This is a genomic window from Streptomyces anatolicus (genome assembly GCF_019400875.1).
GTDB lineage: Bacteria > Actinomycetota > Actinomycetes > Streptomycetales > Streptomycetaceae > Streptomyces > Streptomyces anatolicus.
This window is the reverse complement of the sequence record NZ_WMBF01000011.1, coordinates 1-15,931: the sequence shown is the minus strand read 5'-3', so window position 1 is coordinate 15,931 and position 15,931 is coordinate 1. Positions and strand designations below refer to the sequence as shown.

General features: G+C 71.0%; 11 protein-coding genes. 5 read left to right on the top strand and 6 right to left on the bottom strand.

Features of this window, described 5'->3' with window-relative positions; translation table 11 throughout:
* Window positions 1–3: 3 nt before the first annotated feature.
* Window positions 4–1,170, bottom strand: a complete 1,167-nt coding sequence (locus GKQ77_RS02800) for an LOG family protein (protein ID WP_219686971.1) — start codon at window positions 1,168–1,170, stop codon at window positions 4–6.
* Between the two features lie 244 nt (window positions 1,171–1,414).
* On the opposite strand from GKQ77_RS02800, the gene GKQ77_RS02795 reads away from it, so the two are divergent.
* The 4 genes from GKQ77_RS02795 (at window position 1,415) to GKQ77_RS02780 (ending at window position 9,616) form a co-directional block, all read left to right on the top strand.
* Window positions 1,415–5,728 carry a HAMP domain-containing hybrid sensor histidine kinase/response regulator gene (locus GKQ77_RS02795; protein ID WP_219686970.1) on the top strand — a complete coding sequence of 1,438 codons (4,314 nt, stop codon included), beginning with the start codon at window positions 1,415–1,417 and terminating at the stop codon, window positions 5,726–5,728.
* On the top strand, window positions 5,725–8,241 hold the full coding sequence (locus GKQ77_RS02790) for a SpoIIE family protein phosphatase (protein WP_219686969.1): 2,517 nt from the start codon (window positions 5,725–5,727) through the stop codon (window positions 8,239–8,241). The genes GKQ77_RS02795 and GKQ77_RS02790 overlap by 4 nt, the downstream gene beginning before the upstream one ends.
* 83 nt (window positions 8,242–8,324) lie before the next feature.
* The gene (locus GKQ77_RS02785; RefSeq protein WP_308117528.1) at window positions 8,325–8,687 is read left to right on the top strand and encodes an STAS domain-containing protein; all 363 of its coding nucleotides are present in this window, start codon (window positions 8,325–8,327) and stop codon (window positions 8,685–8,687) included.
* The gene (locus tag GKQ77_RS02780) at window positions 8,684–9,616 is read left to right on the top strand and encodes an anti-sigma factor RsbA family regulatory protein (RefSeq protein ID WP_372459820.1); all 933 of its coding nucleotides are present in this window, start codon (window positions 8,684–8,686) and stop codon (window positions 9,614–9,616) included. Before GKQ77_RS02785 ends, GKQ77_RS02780 begins: the two co-directional genes overlap by 4 nt.
* Window positions 9,617–9,705: 89 nt before the next feature.
* On the opposite strand, the gene GKQ77_RS02775 is transcribed toward GKQ77_RS02780, so the two are convergent.
* From GKQ77_RS02775 to GKQ77_RS02755, 5 genes are all read right to left on the bottom strand, one after another.
* On the bottom strand, window positions 9,706–10,110 hold the full coding sequence (locus GKQ77_RS02775) for a VOC family protein (RefSeq protein ID WP_219686967.1): 405 nt from the start codon (window positions 10,108–10,110) through the stop codon (window positions 9,706–9,708).
* Between the two features lie 130 nt (window positions 10,111–10,240).
* Window positions 10,241–11,395: a hypothetical protein gene (locus GKQ77_RS02770; protein WP_219686966.1), complete on the bottom strand. Its 1,155-nt coding sequence runs from the start codon at window positions 11,393–11,395 to the stop codon at window positions 10,241–10,243.
* Window positions 11,377–12,156 carry an ABC transporter ATP-binding protein gene (locus tag GKQ77_RS02765; RefSeq protein ID WP_219686965.1) on the bottom strand — a complete coding sequence of 260 codons (780 nt, stop codon included), beginning with the start codon at window positions 12,154–12,156 and terminating at the stop codon, window positions 11,377–11,379. Before GKQ77_RS02765 ends, GKQ77_RS02770 begins: the two co-directional genes overlap by 19 nt.
* A 192-nt stretch (window positions 12,157–12,348) precedes the next feature.
* Window positions 12,349–13,728 carry an aspartate aminotransferase family protein gene (locus GKQ77_RS02760; protein ID WP_219686964.1) on the bottom strand — a complete coding sequence of 460 codons (1,380 nt, stop codon included), beginning with the start codon at window positions 13,726–13,728 and terminating at the stop codon, window positions 12,349–12,351.
* Window positions 13,713–14,258: an Lrp/AsnC family transcriptional regulator gene (locus GKQ77_RS02755; RefSeq protein ID WP_219686963.1), complete on the bottom strand. Its 546-nt coding sequence runs from the start codon at window positions 14,256–14,258 to the stop codon at window positions 13,713–13,715. Before GKQ77_RS02755 ends, GKQ77_RS02760 begins: the two co-directional genes overlap by 16 nt.
* Before the next feature lie 162 nt (window positions 14,259–14,420).
* Here GKQ77_RS02755 and GKQ77_RS02750 point away from each other — a divergent pair, with 162 nt between their 5' ends.
* Window positions 14,421–15,860: a gamma-aminobutyraldehyde dehydrogenase gene (locus tag GKQ77_RS02750; protein WP_219686962.1), complete on the top strand. Its 1,440-nt coding sequence runs from the start codon at window positions 14,421–14,423 to the stop codon at window positions 15,858–15,860.
* Window positions 15,861–15,931: the final 71 nt, after the last annotated feature.

Here is a 15,931-nt window from a genome sequence, read left to right as displayed (position 1 = left end):
CTACTAGGCGCTCGCGGGGCTGCTCGAGGCGTGAGCCACGCCCGAGAGCAGGGCGTCCAGCGCGGCCGGTGCCTCCTCCACCCGGTCGACCAGCGCGATCCGCGACTCCATGGACCTGCCGCGGGCCAGCGACTGGAGCAGGGGCCAGACCGGGAGGTGGGCCGTCCAGTGCGCGCGGTCGACCAGGACCATCGGGGTGGGCTCGCCGCGCGACTCGTAGTAGTTGGGGGTGGCGTTGTCGAAGACCTCCTGGACCGTGCCCGCGGCCCCCGGCAGGAAGACGACGCCCGCGTTCGAGCGGGCCAGCAGGCCGTCCTCGCGGGTGGCGTTGGCGAAGTACTTTGCCAGGTGGGACGCGAAGGCGTTCGGCGGCTCGTGGCCGTAGAACCAGGTGGGGATGCCCACCGACGCGCCGCCCGAGGGCCAGCGCTCGCGGACCGCGAAGGCCGCCCGTGCCCACTCGGTCACCGAGGGCGAGAAGGACGGGGCCTTGGCGAGGAGTTCCAGGGCCTCGTCGAGCATGCCGTCGGCGAAGACGGAGGCGTACGCGCCGAGGTTCGCCGCCTCCATCGCGCCGGGACCGCCGCCCGTCGCGACGGTGAACCCGGCGCGGGCCAGCGCACGGCCGAGGCGCGCGGCGCCCGCGTACGCTTCCGTGCCCCGTGCCATCGCGTGGCCGCCCATCACGCCCACCACGGCCGCCCCGGCGAGCAGTTCGTCCAGGGCGTCGGAGATCGAGTCGTCGTGTATCGCGCGCAGCATCGAGGAGAAGACGTCGCCGTCGGCCTTCGTCCGCTGGAACCAGTCGTACGCACGGGCGTCCGGCGTCGCGTCGTACCCGCCGTCGGCGAGGCCCGAGAAGAGGTCGCCGGGGGTGTAGAGCAGCCCGCGGTAGGGGTTGAACGGCAGGCCGGGGACGGGCGGGAAGACCAGCGCGCCCGAGACCCGCACCTTCGCCGCCGCGTCCTCGCGCATGGGGCAGCCGAGGAAGACGGCGCCCGCGACATCGGCGGTGAGGAGGGCCGAGGTGCGCTCGGTCAGGTCGACGGCCTGGACGCGGCAGCCGGCGAGCGCGCCGCGCCGCCAGACCTCGTCGAACTCGGCGAGGGTCTCGATCTCACGGTCCTCACCGGTGGGCGGGGCGAAGGCGGGTTCGTCGGTCGGCTGCATCCGCCCATACTAGGAGTCCCGTCTGAAGCGGCCGGGTGCGGGAACTTGGGTCCTTGGACGTCACGGATCGCGGTGCGACAGGGCATCGTGGCCCCGCGGGCGCGGCCGGCGGGCTCACTGCGTATTTTTGTACGGCCGTGAGCAGACGGTGAAGATTGTGGAAGTCGGTTGACGGCCCCGACAGGCGCGTGTGGTGTCTGTCGGGGCGGTCCTTTGTCGTGGTATCCGAGCGAAAGAGGTCATCATGGCTGAGGCGGCGGTCGAGAAGGGGCGCTCGGTGCCACGATCGCGGTCCTCTCGTGGGGGCGGCGGGGTGGGCGAGCCGGAGCTGCGGCAGTTGCTGGCGGGACTCACGGCCGTACGGGACGGGGACTTCGGCACGAGGCTGCCGGACGAGGGCGACGGACTGATCGGTGAGATCGCCGACGTCTTCAACGGCATGGTCGACCAGCTGTCGCTCTTCACCTCCGAGGTGACCCGCGTGGCCCGGGAGGTCGGCACCGAGGGGACCCTCGGCGGGCAGGCCATCGTGCCCGGTGTCTCCGGGACGTGGGCGGATCTCACCGATTCCGTGAACGCCATGGCGGGCAATCTGACGACCCAGGTCCGGGACATCGCCCAGGTGGCGACCGCGGTGGCCAAGGGCGACCTGTCGCAGAAGATCGACGTGGACGCCCGCGGGGAGATCCTGGAGCTGAAGGACACCGTCAACACGATGGTCGACCAGCTCTCCGCCTTCGCCGACGAGGTGACCCGCGTCGCCCGCGAGGTCGGCAGCGAGGGCCAGCTCGGCGGCCAGGCTCAGGTGCCGGGCGTCGGCGGCGTCTGGCGGGACCTCACCGACTCGGTGAACCTGATGGCGGGCAACCTCACCGGCCAGGTCCGCAACATCGCGCAGGTCACGACGGCCGTGGCCAAGGGCGACCTGTCACAGAAGATCACCGTCAACGCCCGCGGCGAGATCCTGGAGCTGAAGAACACCATCAACACGATGGTCGACCAGCTCTCGTCCTTCGCCGACGAGGTCACCCGCATGGCGCGTGACGTGGGCACCGAGGGCATCCTGGGCGGCCAGGCCGACGTCAAGGGCGTCTCGGGCACCTGGCGGGACCTGACGGACTCGGTCAACAGCATGGCGGGCAACCTGACGGCCCAGGTGCGCTCGATCGCCCAGGTGGCGACCGCGGTGGCCGGGGGCGACCTGTCGCAGAAGATCAAGGTGAACGCCCGCGGGGAGATCCTGGAGCTGAAGGAGACCATCAACACGATGGTCGACCAGCTCTCCGCCTTCGCCGACGAGGTCACCCGCGTCGCCCGCGAGGTCGGCACCGAGGGCAACCTCGGCGGCCAGGCCACCGTCCGCGGGGTCTCCGGCACGTGGAAGGACCTCACCGACAACGTCAACGTCATGGCGTCCAACCTGACGGGCCAGGTGCGCTCCATCGCCCAGGTCGCCACGGCGGTGGCGCGGGGCGACCTCTCGCAGAAGATCACCGTCGAGGCGAAGGGCGAGGTCGCCGCGCTCGCCGGGGGCATCAACACCATGGTCGACACCCTCTCGGCCTTCGCCGACGAGGTCACGCGCGTGGCGCGCGAGGTCGGCACCGAGGGCCAGCTCGGCGGCCAGGCCCGCGTCCCCAACGTGGCGGGCACGTGGAAGGACCTCACCGACAACGTCAACTCGATGGCGAACAACCTGACCAATCAGGTGCGCAACATCGCCCTCGTCACCACCGCGGTGGCCAACGGCGACCTGTCGAAGAAGATCGACGTGGACGCCCGCGGCGAGATCCTGGAGCTGAAGACGACCATCAATACGATGGTCGACCAGCTCTCGGCGTTCGCCGCCGAGGTGACGCGCGTGGCACGCGAGGTCGGCAGCGAGGGCAGACTCGGCGGCCAGGCCGAGGTCGAGGGAGTGTCGGGCACCTGGAAGCGCCTGACCGAGAACGTGAACGAACTGGCAGGCAACCTCACCCGGCAGGTGCGCGCCATCGCCGAGGTGGCGAGCGCCGTGGCCGAGGGCGATCTGACGCGCTCCATCACCGTCGACGCCTCCGGCGAGGTCGCCGAACTCAAGGACAACATCAACACCATGGTCGAGTCGCTCCGCGAGACGACCATGGCCAACCAGGAGCAGGACTGGCTCAAGTCCAACATCGCCCGCATCTCCGGGCTGATGCAGGGACACCGGGACCTCGCCGTCGTCGCCGAGCTGGTGATGGACGAGCTGGCCCCGCTCGTGGGCGCCCAGTACGGAGCCTTCTACCTCGTCGAGGAGGCGGCCGGCTCCGCCGAGCTGGCTCTGGTCGGCTCCTACGGCCGGCCCATCGACAGCGTCGGCCGCCTGCGCTTCCGGCTCGGGGAGTCCCTGGTGGGGCAGGCGGCGCGCAGCAGGCGGCCCATCGCCGTCAACCACCTTCCGGCGGACTACGTCAGCATCTCGTCCGGGCTCGGCCAGGCCGCGCCGGGCAGCTTGATGGTCGTACCGATCCTCGTCGAGGACCAGGTCCTCGGCGTCATCGAGCTGGCGTCGTTCGAGCAGTTCACCCCCGTACACCGGGACTTCCTCGAACAGCTGATGGAGACGCTGGGGGTGAACGTCAACACCATCGTCGCCAACGCGCGCACCGACGAACTCCTTGGGGAGTCGCAGCGCCTTACGGCCGAACTCCAGGAGCGCTCGGCGGAGTTGCAGGTCCAGCAGGACGAACTCCAGCGCTCCAACGCCGAACTGGAGGAGAAGGCGGCCCTGCTCGCCGCCCAGAACCGCGACATCGAGACGAAGAACCTGGAGATCGAGCAGGCCCGCCAGGAACTGGAGGCGCGGGCGCAGCAGCTCTCCCTCACCTCGAAGTACAAGTCGGAGTTCCTGGCCAACATGAGCCATGAGCTGCGCACCCCGCTGAACAGCCTGCTCATCCTCGCCCAGCTGCTCGCGCAGAACCCGACCCGCAACCTCACCGCGAAGCAGGTCGAGTACGCGGGCATCATCCACTCGGCCGGCTCCGACCTGCTCCAGCTCATCAACGACATCCTCGACCTGTCCAAGGTCGAGGCGGGCAAGATGGACATCAACCCCGAACAGGTCGCGCTGCACAAGCTGCTGGACTACGTCGAGGCGACCTTCCGGCCCATGACGACCCAGAAGAACCTCGACTTCACCATCAGCACCGCCCCCGACGTGCCGTCCGACCTGCGCACCGACGACTCGCGGCTGCGCCAGGTCCTGCGCAACCTGCTCTCCAACGCGGTCAAGTTCACCGAGCGAGGCAGCGTCGAACTCCGTATCGAGAGGGCCGGGGAGAGCGAGGTGCCGACCTCCGTCCGGCGTGGCGAGGCGATGCTGGCCTTCCGGGTGAAGGACACCGGCATCGGCATCGCCGAGCACCAGCTCGAAGCCATCTTCGGCGCGTTCCAGCAGGCCGACGGCACCACGAGCCGCAAGTACGGCGGCACCGGCCTCGGCCTGTCCATCAGCCGGGAGATCGCCCACCTCCTGGGCGGCGTGGTCGTCGCCGCGAGCACGCCGGGGCAGGGCAGTACGTTCACCCTCTACCTGCCCGTGACCCGCACCGAGTGGGAGGCCTCGGCCGAGGCCAAGCCGATCGCCCGGGCCACGCCCGTCCGTGCGGCGGACGCGGGGCAGGCCGCCCAGGCCGCCCCGGAGCCCCGCCGCAAGCGCCGGCTGCTCGTGGTCGAGGGGCGATCGCGTGGCCTGCTGTCCCTGGTCGCCGAGAGCGCGGTCGCCGACCTGTCCGGCAGCCAGGAGCTGTCCGCGAAGTCGGCGGAGGCGGGCATCGAGGTCATCACGGCGGTCGGCGCGGTGGAGGCGGCCGAGAGCCTGGCCGCTGGCGCCTGCCACTGCGTCGTACTCGAACTGGACATGCCGAAGGACGAGGCGCTGCGGTTCCTCGACGCGATGGACGGCGACACCGCGGTGACCTCGGTGCCCGTGCTCGCGCACAACAGCCGCCGCCTGGACCCGGCACACGAGCAGCGGCTCCAGTCCCGTTCGCACGCGCGCCCCCTGGAGCTGATCTCCAGCCTGGACGAGCTGCGCGAGCGCATCGCGCTGCACCTCTCCGCCGAGCAGCCCGGGGACGTGGTCCCGCTGGTGCGGGGGGAGGAGATCGGCGATCCCCTCCCGTCGGCCGTCGGCGGCGGTTTCTCCGGGCGGGTCGTGCTGGTCGTGGACGACGACGCCCGCAACCTCTACGCCATCAGCGGCATCCTGGAGATGCACGGCATGCGGGTGCTGCACGCCGAGAACGGCCGCAAGGGCATCGAGACCCTGCGCAGGAACCCGGAGATCGACCTGGTTCTGATGGACGTGATGATGCCCGAGATGGACGGGTACGCGGCGACCACGGAGATCAGGCAGGACCCGGCCTACGCGGCACTGCCCATCATCGCCGTGACGGCGAAGGCGATGCCGGGCGACCGGGAGAAGAGCCTGGCGTCGGGGGCCAGTGACTACGTCACCAAGCCCGTCGACGCCAATGACCTCATCGCTTGTATCGGGCGCTGGCTCGGTGAGGAGTCGGTGGCGCGATGACCACCTCGAAACCCCTTGAGGGCGCCGCTGCCGCACCGGATCCCGGCGGCGCCGCTGCCGCGAACCCCGACGGCTCGGCTGTCGCACCGGGCCCCGACGGTTCCGTTGCCTCGCCCGGCCCCGACGGCTCCGCTGCCGCCCCCGGCCCCCACGTACCCGAACCCCGCGCGGAGAGCACCGACGTGGGAAGGCTCGCGGCGACGGTGGAGCGGCTGCGCGGTGAGATCGCCGCCGCGCAGGCGGCGGCCGACGGCCGTGCCCTGATCGAACTCGCCAAGGGCGTGCTGATCGAGCGGCTGCGGTGCGGCCCCACCGTGGCCGCGCAGCAGCTGGCCTCGCTGGCCGAGGAGGCGGGCCTCTCCCCGCTCGAACTGGCCGCGGAGATCGTCAACCAGTCGTCCCAGGACCAGCTCACCGAACTCGCCAGCGAGTTCGCGAGCCGGGCCAACGACGACCCGCCCCCGGAGCAGCCCGAGCCCTCCATCGGCGTCCGTCTGCGTACGGCGGAGAGCGGCGCCCTCGCCGCGGGCGACACCCAGGCGGCGGCCTCCTCGCTCCTGGCGCATGCCCTGGCCCCGCTGGGCGCTGTCGCGGTCGCCGTGTGGAGCGCGGGAGCCGACGCGTCGCTGGCCCTCGCGGGGCACGCGGGCTTCAGCGAGGGCGAGGCCGACCGGTGGCGTTACGTGCCGCCGGGCGTCTCCACCCTGGCCCGCCGTGCGCTGATGGAGCGCCAGCACGTGCACATCACGGACATGTCCGCCGAGGGGCTGCCGTCCATCGGCCGGGGACGCCACCCCCGCGGCGGGCGCGTCGCGCTCCCGGTGGGCACCGGCGGCCGGGTCAACGGCGTCCTGGAGATCTGCTGGCCGGATCCGCTGGAGCCGCAGCCGCCGCAGATCCTGCGCCAGCTCGACGCACTGGCGGAGCTGTGCGCCCACACCCTGGAGAGCCGCCCGGACGTGACGGCCCCGCCCTCGGTGGAGACGTGGGTGCCCAGGCCCGACCTCTCCGAACTGGTGGAGCTCGCGGAGGGCCTGTACGACCCCGCCCTGGTCCTCGTGCCGTACGTGGGCGCGGACGGGCGGTTGACGGACTTCCGTGTCCACCACGTCAACAGCAGCTTCGTCGACCCCGCGGGCCGCCCGCGCAGCGCGGTGAACGGGGCGCTGCTGCTGGAGGCCTACCCGATGGCCGTCGGTGACAGCGAGCTGTACGAGAAGATCGAGCGGGTGTACGCGACCGGTGAGCCGTTCCGTACCCGCCGGATGACCCTGACCGCGCTGGTCGGCCAGGTCTCCCTCGCCGCGGTCGCCGATGTCAGCATCAGCCGCCATGGCAGCTGTGTGCTGCTCATCTGGCGCATAGAGGACGAGGCGGCCCGGCTCGCCCATCTCCTGCAGCACGCCCAGCGCCTGGGGCGGATCGGCGGCTTCGAGGAGAACGTCGTCACGGGCGAAGTCACCTGGAACGATCAGCTGTTCGACCTGTACGGCCGACCGCACGACGCGCACCCCGTGCCCCTGGAGGCGCTGACCTCGTACGCCCATGTCGACGACGCCACCACAATCCGCCGCTTCCTGCGCGCCGTGCTCCACCACCGCAGGTCGTCCTCGGCCGCCTTCCGTCTCGAACGGCCCGACGGCGTCACCCGGCACATGCGGGTGATCGCCGAACCCGTCCTCGACGCCGACGGCAGACTGCTCTCCGTGCGCGGCGCCTACCAGGACATCTCCTCCCAGCACTGGACCGAGGTGGCACTGGCGGCCACCCGCGACCAGCTGGCGCACACCGAGCAGCAGGCCGCCGAGAGCGACCGGCTGACGCTGCAGCTGCAGCACGCGATCATGCCCCCCACCCAGGCGCCGCTGAGCAGTCCGGGCCTCCAGATCGCCGTGCGGTACCGGCCCGCGGAGTCGGAGTCCATGGTCGGCGGGGACTGGTACGACGCGGTGACCCTGCCGTCGAAGCAGATCATGCTGTGCGTGGGGGACGTGGCCGGACACGGCATCGAGGCCGCCACCAGCATGGTGGTCCTGCGCAATGCCATGCGCGGCCTCGCCGTCACCGGGGCCGGACCCGCGCAACTGCTGTCCTGGCTGAACATCGTGGCCCACCACCTGACCGCCCACGTCACCGCCACCGCCGTGTGCGGTCTGTACGACCCGGAGCGGCACACCCTGCGCTGGGCGCGCGCCGGGCACCTGCCACCGGTGCTGCTGCGCGGGCAGCAGGCGGCACCCCTGCCCGCCACCGGGGGCATCCTGCTGGGCGCCCTCGCCGACGCCGACTACGAGGAGCGGGAACTGCGGCTGGAACCGGGCGACACCCTGCTGATGTACACCGACGGCCTCGTCGAGCGCCGTGACGAGTCGGTCCAGGACTCCCTGGCCAGGCTGCTGACCTCGGCGGGCCCCCCGGCCGCGCATCTTGAACAGCAGCTCGACAGGCTCCTGACGCACAGCGCCTCCGACACCGACGACGACACCTGTCTGATCGGTGTGCGGGTCACCTGAGCCAGGGGCGCCAGGAGCGCCGCGGACAACAGGGATAATGGGCGTACTGGGCACGATGTTCTGGAGGGAAGCGGGAGGACGATGTGAACGACCCGCATGAGAGGAATGCGAGGGCGGATGAAGCGGCGCCTGGGAGCGAGCAGCTGAGAATCTGCCCTCTGACCGACCGGGCCGGCGTGGAGGTGGCCGGTGAGGTGTGTCTGCCCACACGCGCGGTGTGGGAGCAGGCCTTGGAGCGGGTGGCCCAGCGGCACCACGGCTCGTATCACTTCGATCTCTCGGGACTGACCTTCATCGACATGGCCGGAGCCACGGCCCTGGCCGTGACCGCCCAGAGTCTCCACGGCGAGCAGCGGCTCGTGCTGAAGAGCCCGCCACCCGCCCTGAGCCGTCAGCTGGAGCTGTTCTGGCCTGATCTGTCTGCAATCGAGGTGGCCGTTTCATGAGTGCCATGACCGAGACCGAACCCTTCGTCCACCCGGCGCTTTTCTACCGAGGCGAGCGGGAGTACGTGGCGGGCACCGTGCCGTTCCTCCTCGAGGGTCTGGACGCGGGCGAGGCCGTGGCCGTGGCGGTCCCCGAGGCCAATCTGGAACTTATCCGCGGCGAGTTGGGGGCACGGGCCGATCAGGTCAAGCTGCTCGACATGACGCAGGTGGGACGCAATCCGGGCCGGATCATCCCGCGGGTGCTGCGCGCCTTCGCCGACGCCCACCCCACGGGACGGGTACGGATCATCGGCGAGCCGATCTGGGCCGGGCGCACCGCGACGGAGTACCCCGCCTGCGTACAGCACGAGGCGCTGATCAACCTGGCCTTCCAGGGCCGGGCGGTGACGATCCTCTGTCCGTATGACGCGGTGGGCCTGGAGGAGACCGTCCTCGCCGACGCCTACGCCACGCACCCCACGATCATCGAGTCCGGTACGGAGGGCACCAGCGCGGCCTACGCACCCGAAGCGGTGATCTCGCGCTACAACGAGCCCCTGAGAGCACCCGACGACGTGCCGCAGATGCGCTACACCGCGCAGACGCTCCCCGACGTACGGCACTACGCCACCCGCCGCGCGGCCGCGCTCGGCATGCCCGAGTCCCGGTTGCAGGATTTCGCCCTCGCCGTGGCCGAGCTGACGACCAACAGCGTGGTGCACGGGCAGGGCTCCGGTGCGCTGCGGGTCTGGTCCCAGGACGGCTCCGTCGTCTGCGAGGTGCGTGACGCCGGGCTCCTCGCCGACCCGCTCGCGGGCCGCCGCCCGCCGCCCCCGGAGCAGCGCGGAGGGCGGGGACTGCTGATGGTGCACGTGCTCGCCGACCTCGTCCGGATCCACACCGCCCCGGACGAGGGCACGACCATCCACGGTTACTTCCACTGCTGACCGTCGACGCCGCGTCCGGTGCGGGCTGCCCCAGGGGCAGCCGCGCCGGGCTCAGCATCAGACCTCAGCCCTGGACCTCAGTCCTGGAGTCAGCTCTGGACCTCGGAGGGGTCCATCCACATGAACTCCCAGGTGTGGCCGTCCAGGTCGTCGAAGGAGCGGCCGTACATCGTGCCGTAGTCCTGGACCTTGCCGGACGTGGCACCGGCGGCGATCGCCTTGTCGGCGATCTCGTCGACCTTCTCGCGGCTCTCGGCGCTCAGACACAGCAAGGCCTCGCTGGTCTTCGTGGAGTCCGCGATCTCCTTCTCCGTGAAGTCCGCGTAGCGCTGCTTGGACAGCATCATCGCGACGATGGTGTCGCTGATGACCACGCACGCGCAGTCCTCCGTGGTGAACTGCGGGTTGAGGGTGTAGCCGAGCCCGGTGAAGAACTTCTTCGTCGCGTCGACGTCGTTCACGGCGAGGTTCACGAAGATCATCTGCTGGTACATGAGCGTCTCTCCCAGTGCGAGTGTCCGGATGCGGTACGCGTGTTCCGCGGTACGCGTCTGTCGTACGCAGGGTTAGACGTGCGTTCGACCCCGGACTCATCGCTCGCCGCGATTTTTTTCGTACGAGTTCTCAGCGCCCCAGTGGCAGCGCGGCCAGCTCGGCGACGATCCAGGTCAGCGGGGCGAAGACGGCGGTGAGGGCGCCCGCCCGCAGCGCCGCCGAGCCGCGGAGCATCGTCGCGGGCGCCCCGAGCCGCAGCAGCGCCGCCGTCGTGTCCGCCCGGGACTGCCGGGCCTCGACGGCCGCCGTGGCGAGCGTCAGCACGGCGCAGCCCGCGACGAGCAGCGCGCCCAGGGTGGTGAGCGGGCCGACGCCGGGGCGCGGGCCCGCGTACAGGACGGCCGAGGCGTACGCGCCCGAAGCCACCGCGCACAGCACGCCGAGCGGCCGCCCGATGCGCCGCGCCTCCTCCTGGAGGACGCGCCCGGCGAGCAGCCGCACCGCGCCGGGCCGCGCGGCCTGGAGCACGCGGCCGCACAGGTAGGTGAGGCCGGGGCCCGCGAGTGCGAGGCCGACCGCGGTCAGCGCCCATCCGGCGAGGATGCCCGCGGGGTTGCCGTCCGCGCCGCCCGGCACCGGGAGGCCGACGCCGGGCCCGCCGCCCCGGCCGCTGGCGTACATCTCCACGGCGAGGCCCGCCGCGAGCAGTGCGACGCCCCAGGGCAGGCCGCTCGGCGCGGGGGCCGGTGCGGCGGGCTCCTCGACGCCGCCCGCCTTGGCGGGGCGGGGCCGCAGTGCGGCGGCGCTCGCGGCCGAGGCGGCGAGCGGGACCACGGTGAGCAGGGTCAGCGCGGCGGCGAGCGGCAGCGGCCGGCCGGCGGCGAGCAGTTCGGCGGCGGCCCCGTCGAAGGGCAGGCCGGACAGGTCGCCGCGCAGATGGAGGAAGACGAGCAGCGCCACCATGGAGCCGAGGGCGCAGGCCACGGCCGTGGAGATCGCGGCGAGGACCATCAGCCGGGCCGGGCCGAGGCCGATGGCGGAGAGCCCGGCGCGCGGCCGGGTGCCGGGGTCGGTGCGGGCCACGGCGACGGCGAAGTACACGGTCGCGGCGATCGGCGCGACGCACCAGGCGAGCCGCAGCACGGAACCGGCTCCCGGGTGCTCCATCGCGTACGCCAGGGTGCACAGCAGCAGGAATCCCGTACCCGCGGCCGCGGCGGCGACGAGGAGCCGCCGCAGCTGGACGAGCGGGTGCGCCCCGCGGGCTAGACGGAGAGCGAGCACGCGGCCCGGCCTTCCGCGTCGGTGGGGCCGGGGCCCGCGGCGGGCGCCGGACCCGGCGGGGCGTCCGTGTCGGGCAGGTGCACCGTCTTGACGCGCCGCCCGTCGAGAAGGGTGACCGCGCGGTCGGCGAGGGCGGCCAGCTCCGGGTCGTGGGTGGCGAGGACGACCGTGATGCCGTGGGAGCGGGCCGCGGTCGTCAGGGTGCGCAGGACGTGGGCGCGGTCGGCGCGGTGCAGGGGCGCGGTCGGCTCGTCCGCGAAGATCACCGACGGCGTGGTGACCAGCGCGCGGGCGACGGCGACGCGCTGGCGCTCGGCCTGGAGGAGGGCGTGCGGGCGCTTGCGGGCGCAGCCGCCGATGTCGAGGCGCTCCAGCCACTCCTGGGCGGCGGGCTTGGCGGTGCGGTGCGAGGCGCCGCGCAGCATCAGCGGCAGGGCGACGTTCTCCCGGGCGGTCAGCTCGGGCACCAGGTGCGGCTCGGGGTCGATCCAGCCGAACCGGTCGCGGCGCAGGCGCTCCCGTACCAGGGGTCCCATGGTGTGCACCGGCGTGCTGTTGAACCACACCTCGCCCTGCTGGGGCAGCAGCTGGCCCGACAGGCAGCGCAGGAGAGTCGTCTTGCCGCTGCCGCGCGGGCCGCTGACGGCGAGGATCTCGCCCTCGCGGACACCGAGCGAGACGCCGGTGAGGGCGGGGGAGCCGTTGTGTGTGACATGCAGGGCGCGTGCCCACAGCACGTCGTTGTCCGGCGGGGCCACCATGGCGTACACCTCGGTTCAGATCAGTTGCCTCCCCCGTACGGGGGAACGAAGGCGGGGCCGATCGGTCACTGGGCACGCTAGGGATTCGGGCGGACCTGCCCGGAAACGACGCGGCCCTGGGGCGCCCGTTCTCACTCGAACGGGCGCCCAAGGGCCGGTACTGATCGGACGATCACCTCAGGTGATCACCGGTCACAGCTTCGTCCAGGCCTCCGTGAGCACCTGCCGCAGGATGCCCTCGATCTCGTCGAAGGTCTCCTGGGTGGAGATCAGCGGCGGGGCGAGCTGGACGACCGGGTCGCCGCGGTCGTCGGCACGGCAGTACAGGCCGTTGTCGTAGAGCGCCTTCGAGAGGAAGCCGTACAGGACGCGCTCGGTCTCCTCGTCGTTGAAGGTCTCCTTGGTGGCCTTGTCCTTCACCAGCTCGATGCCGTAGAAGAAGCCGTTGCCGCGGACGTCGCCGACGATCGGCAGGTCGTGCAGCTTGCGCAGGGTCTGGTAGAACGCGTCCTCGTTGTCGAGGACGTGCTGGTTGAGACCCTCCTTCTCGAAGATGTCGAGATTGGCGATGCCGACCGCGGCCGAGACCGGGTGACCGCCGAAGGTGTAGCCGTGCAGGAAGGTGTTGTCGCCCTTGTAGAACGGCTCGGCGAGCTTGTCCGAGATGATGCAGGCGCCGATCGGGGAGTAGCCCGAGGTCATGCCCTTGGCGCAGGTGATCATGTCCGGGACGTAGTCGAACTTGTCACAGGCGAACATCGTGCCGAGGCGGCCGAACGAGCAGATGACCTCGTCCGAGACGAGCAGCACGTCGTACTTGTCGCAGATCTCGCGCACCCGCTGGAAGTACCCGGGCGGGGGCGGGAAGCAGCCGCCGGCGTTCTGCACCGGCTCCAGGAAGACGGCGGCGACCGTCTCGGGGCCCTCGAAGAGGATCTCCTGCTCGATCTGGTCGGCGGCCCAGCGGCCGAAGGCCACCGGGTCGTCGCCGTGGATCGGGGCGCGGTAGATGTTCGTGTTCGGCACCTTGTGCGCGCCCGGGACGAGCGGCTCGAAGGGGGCCTTGAGGGCCGGCAGGCCGGTGATGGACAGGGCGCCCTGCGGGGTGCCGTGGTAGGCGACCGCGCGGGATATGACCTTGTACTTCGTGTGGTTGCCGGTGAGCTTGTGGTACTGCTTCGCCAGCTTCCACGCGGTCTCGACGGCCTCGCCGCCACCGGTGGTGAAGAAGACCTTGTTGAGGTCGCCCGGCGCGTAGTTCGCGAGGCGCTCGGCCAGCTCGACGGCCTTGGGGTGGGCGTAGCTCCACACCGGGAAGAAGGCCAGCTCCTGCGCCTGCTTGTAGGCGGTCTCGGCCAGCTCGTGACGGCCGTGGCCGGCGTTGACGACGAAGAGGCCGGAGAGGCCGTCAAGGTACTTCTTGCCCTTGTCGTCGTAGATGTAGGTGCCCTCGCCACGCACGATGGTGGGCACGGGTGCGTTCTCGTAGTCCGACATGCGGGTGAAATGCATCCACAGGTGGTCGTACGCGGTCTGGCTGAGGTCCTTGCTCACGGCTATCGGGTTCCCCACATATAGGTCTGCTTCTTGAGCTTGAGGTAGACGAAGCTCTCGGTGGAGCGCACGCCGGGGAGGGCGCGGATGCGCTTGTTGATGACTTCCAGGAGGTGGTCGTCGTCCTCGCAGACGATCTCCGCCAGGAGGTCGTACGAGCCCGCGGTCATGACCACGTACTCGGCTTCCGGCATGGCCGTCAGCGCGTCCGCGACCGGGTCGAGGTCGCCCTCGACGGTGATGCCGACCATCGCCTGTCTGCGGAAGCCCACGGTGAGCGGGTCCGTGACGGCGACGATCTGCATCACGCCCTGGTCGAGCAGCTTCTGGACCCGCTGGCGCACGGCCGCCTCGGACAGGCCCACGGCCTTGCCGATGGCGGCGTACGGACGGCGTCCGTCCTCCTGAAGCTGCTCGATGATCGCCAGGGAGACGGCGTCCACGGGCGGGGTGCCGTTCCCACTGCCGCTGCCGCCCGGGTTGCCGGTGCGGGAGCCGCGAGGGCTGCTGGGGTCTGCGCTGCGACTTGCCACGACTTCACTCTGCACGACGTCTCGTCACTTCCGCAAGGCCAGATCGATGAATTTCGTTGTCTGGGACTTCGATCGTCACGGATTCCGCAGTTCTGGGCCACTGGGTATGTTGAAAGCGTCGGTATAGCGACTACTGTGGGTGTCTCATCCACTGGACATCTGACTGGAGGGCCGGAAGTGAGCACCGAGCTGCGCCGTCTGCGCAACTACATCAACGGAGAATTCCGGGACGCGGCCGACGGACGGACCACCGAGGTGATCAATCCGGCGACCGGCGAGGCCTACGCCACCGCGCCGCTGTCGGGCCAGGCCGACGTCGACGCCGCGATGAAGGCCGCGGCGGACGCGTTCCCCGCCTGGCGCGACCAGACGCCCGCCGAGCGGCAGAAGGCCCTGCTGAAGATCGCCGACGCGTTCGAGGAGCGTGCCGAGGACTTGATCGCCGCCGAGGTCGAGAACACGGGCAAGCCGATCGGACTCACGCGGTCCGAGGAGATCCCGCCGATGGTCGACCAGATCCGCTTCTTCGCGGGCGCGGCCCGCATGCTCGAAGGGCGCGCCGCCGGCGAGTACATGGAGGGCCTGACCTCCATCATCCGCCGCGAGCCGATCGGCGTCTGCGCGCAGGTCGCGCCGTGGAACTACCCCATGATGATGGGCGTATGGAAGTTCGCCCCGGCGCTCGCGGCCGGTAACACGGTCGTGCTGAAGCCGTCCGACACCACGCCCGCCTCGACCGTCCTGATGGCCGAGATCATCGGCTCCATCGTGCCGCCCGGCGTCTTCAACGTCGTCACGGGCGACCGCGACACCGGCCGCGCCATGGTCGAGCACCCGACCCCCGCGATGGCCTCCATCACCGGCTCCGTCCGCGCCGGCATGCAGGTCGCCGAGTCCGCCTCCAAGGACCTCAAGCGGGTCCACCTGGAGCTGGGCGGCAAGGCGCCCGTCGTGGTGTTCGAGGACACCGACATCGCCAAGGCCGTCGAGGACATCTCGATGGCGGGCTTCTTCAACGCGGGCCAGGACTGTACGGCCGCCACGCGCGTGCTCGTCCACGAGTCCATCCACGACGAGTTCGTGACGGCGCTCGCCAAGGCCGCCGCCGACACGAAGACCGGCCAGCCGGACGACGAGGACGTGCTCTACGGCCCGCTCAACAACGCCAACCAGCTGAAGCAGGTCTCCGGCTTCATCGAGCGGCTGCCCGCGCACGCGCGCGTGGAGACCGGTGGCCAGCGGGTCGGCGAGAAGGGCTACTTCTTCGCGCCGACCGTCGTCTCCGGCCTCAAGCAGGACGACGAGATCATCCAGAACGAGGTCTTCGGGCCCGTCATCACCGTGCAGCCCTTCACCGACGAGGCGCAGGCCGTGGAGTACGCCAACGGCGTCGACTACGCGCTGGCGTCCTCCGTGTGGACCAAGGACCACGCGCGGGCGATGCGGATGTCCAAGGTGCTGGACTTCGGGTGCGTCTGGATCAACACGCATATTCCTCTCGTTGCCGAGATGCCTCACGGTGGGTTCAAGAAGTCGGGGTACGGCAAGGATCTCTCGGGCTACGGGTTCGATGACTACACGCGCATCAAGCATGTGATGACGTCCATCGAGGGGTAGTTCCCCGCGGGTGGGTGGGGGTTGCTCGCGCAGTTCCCCGCGCCCCTTCGGGGCGCCCCCCGCGCTAATTG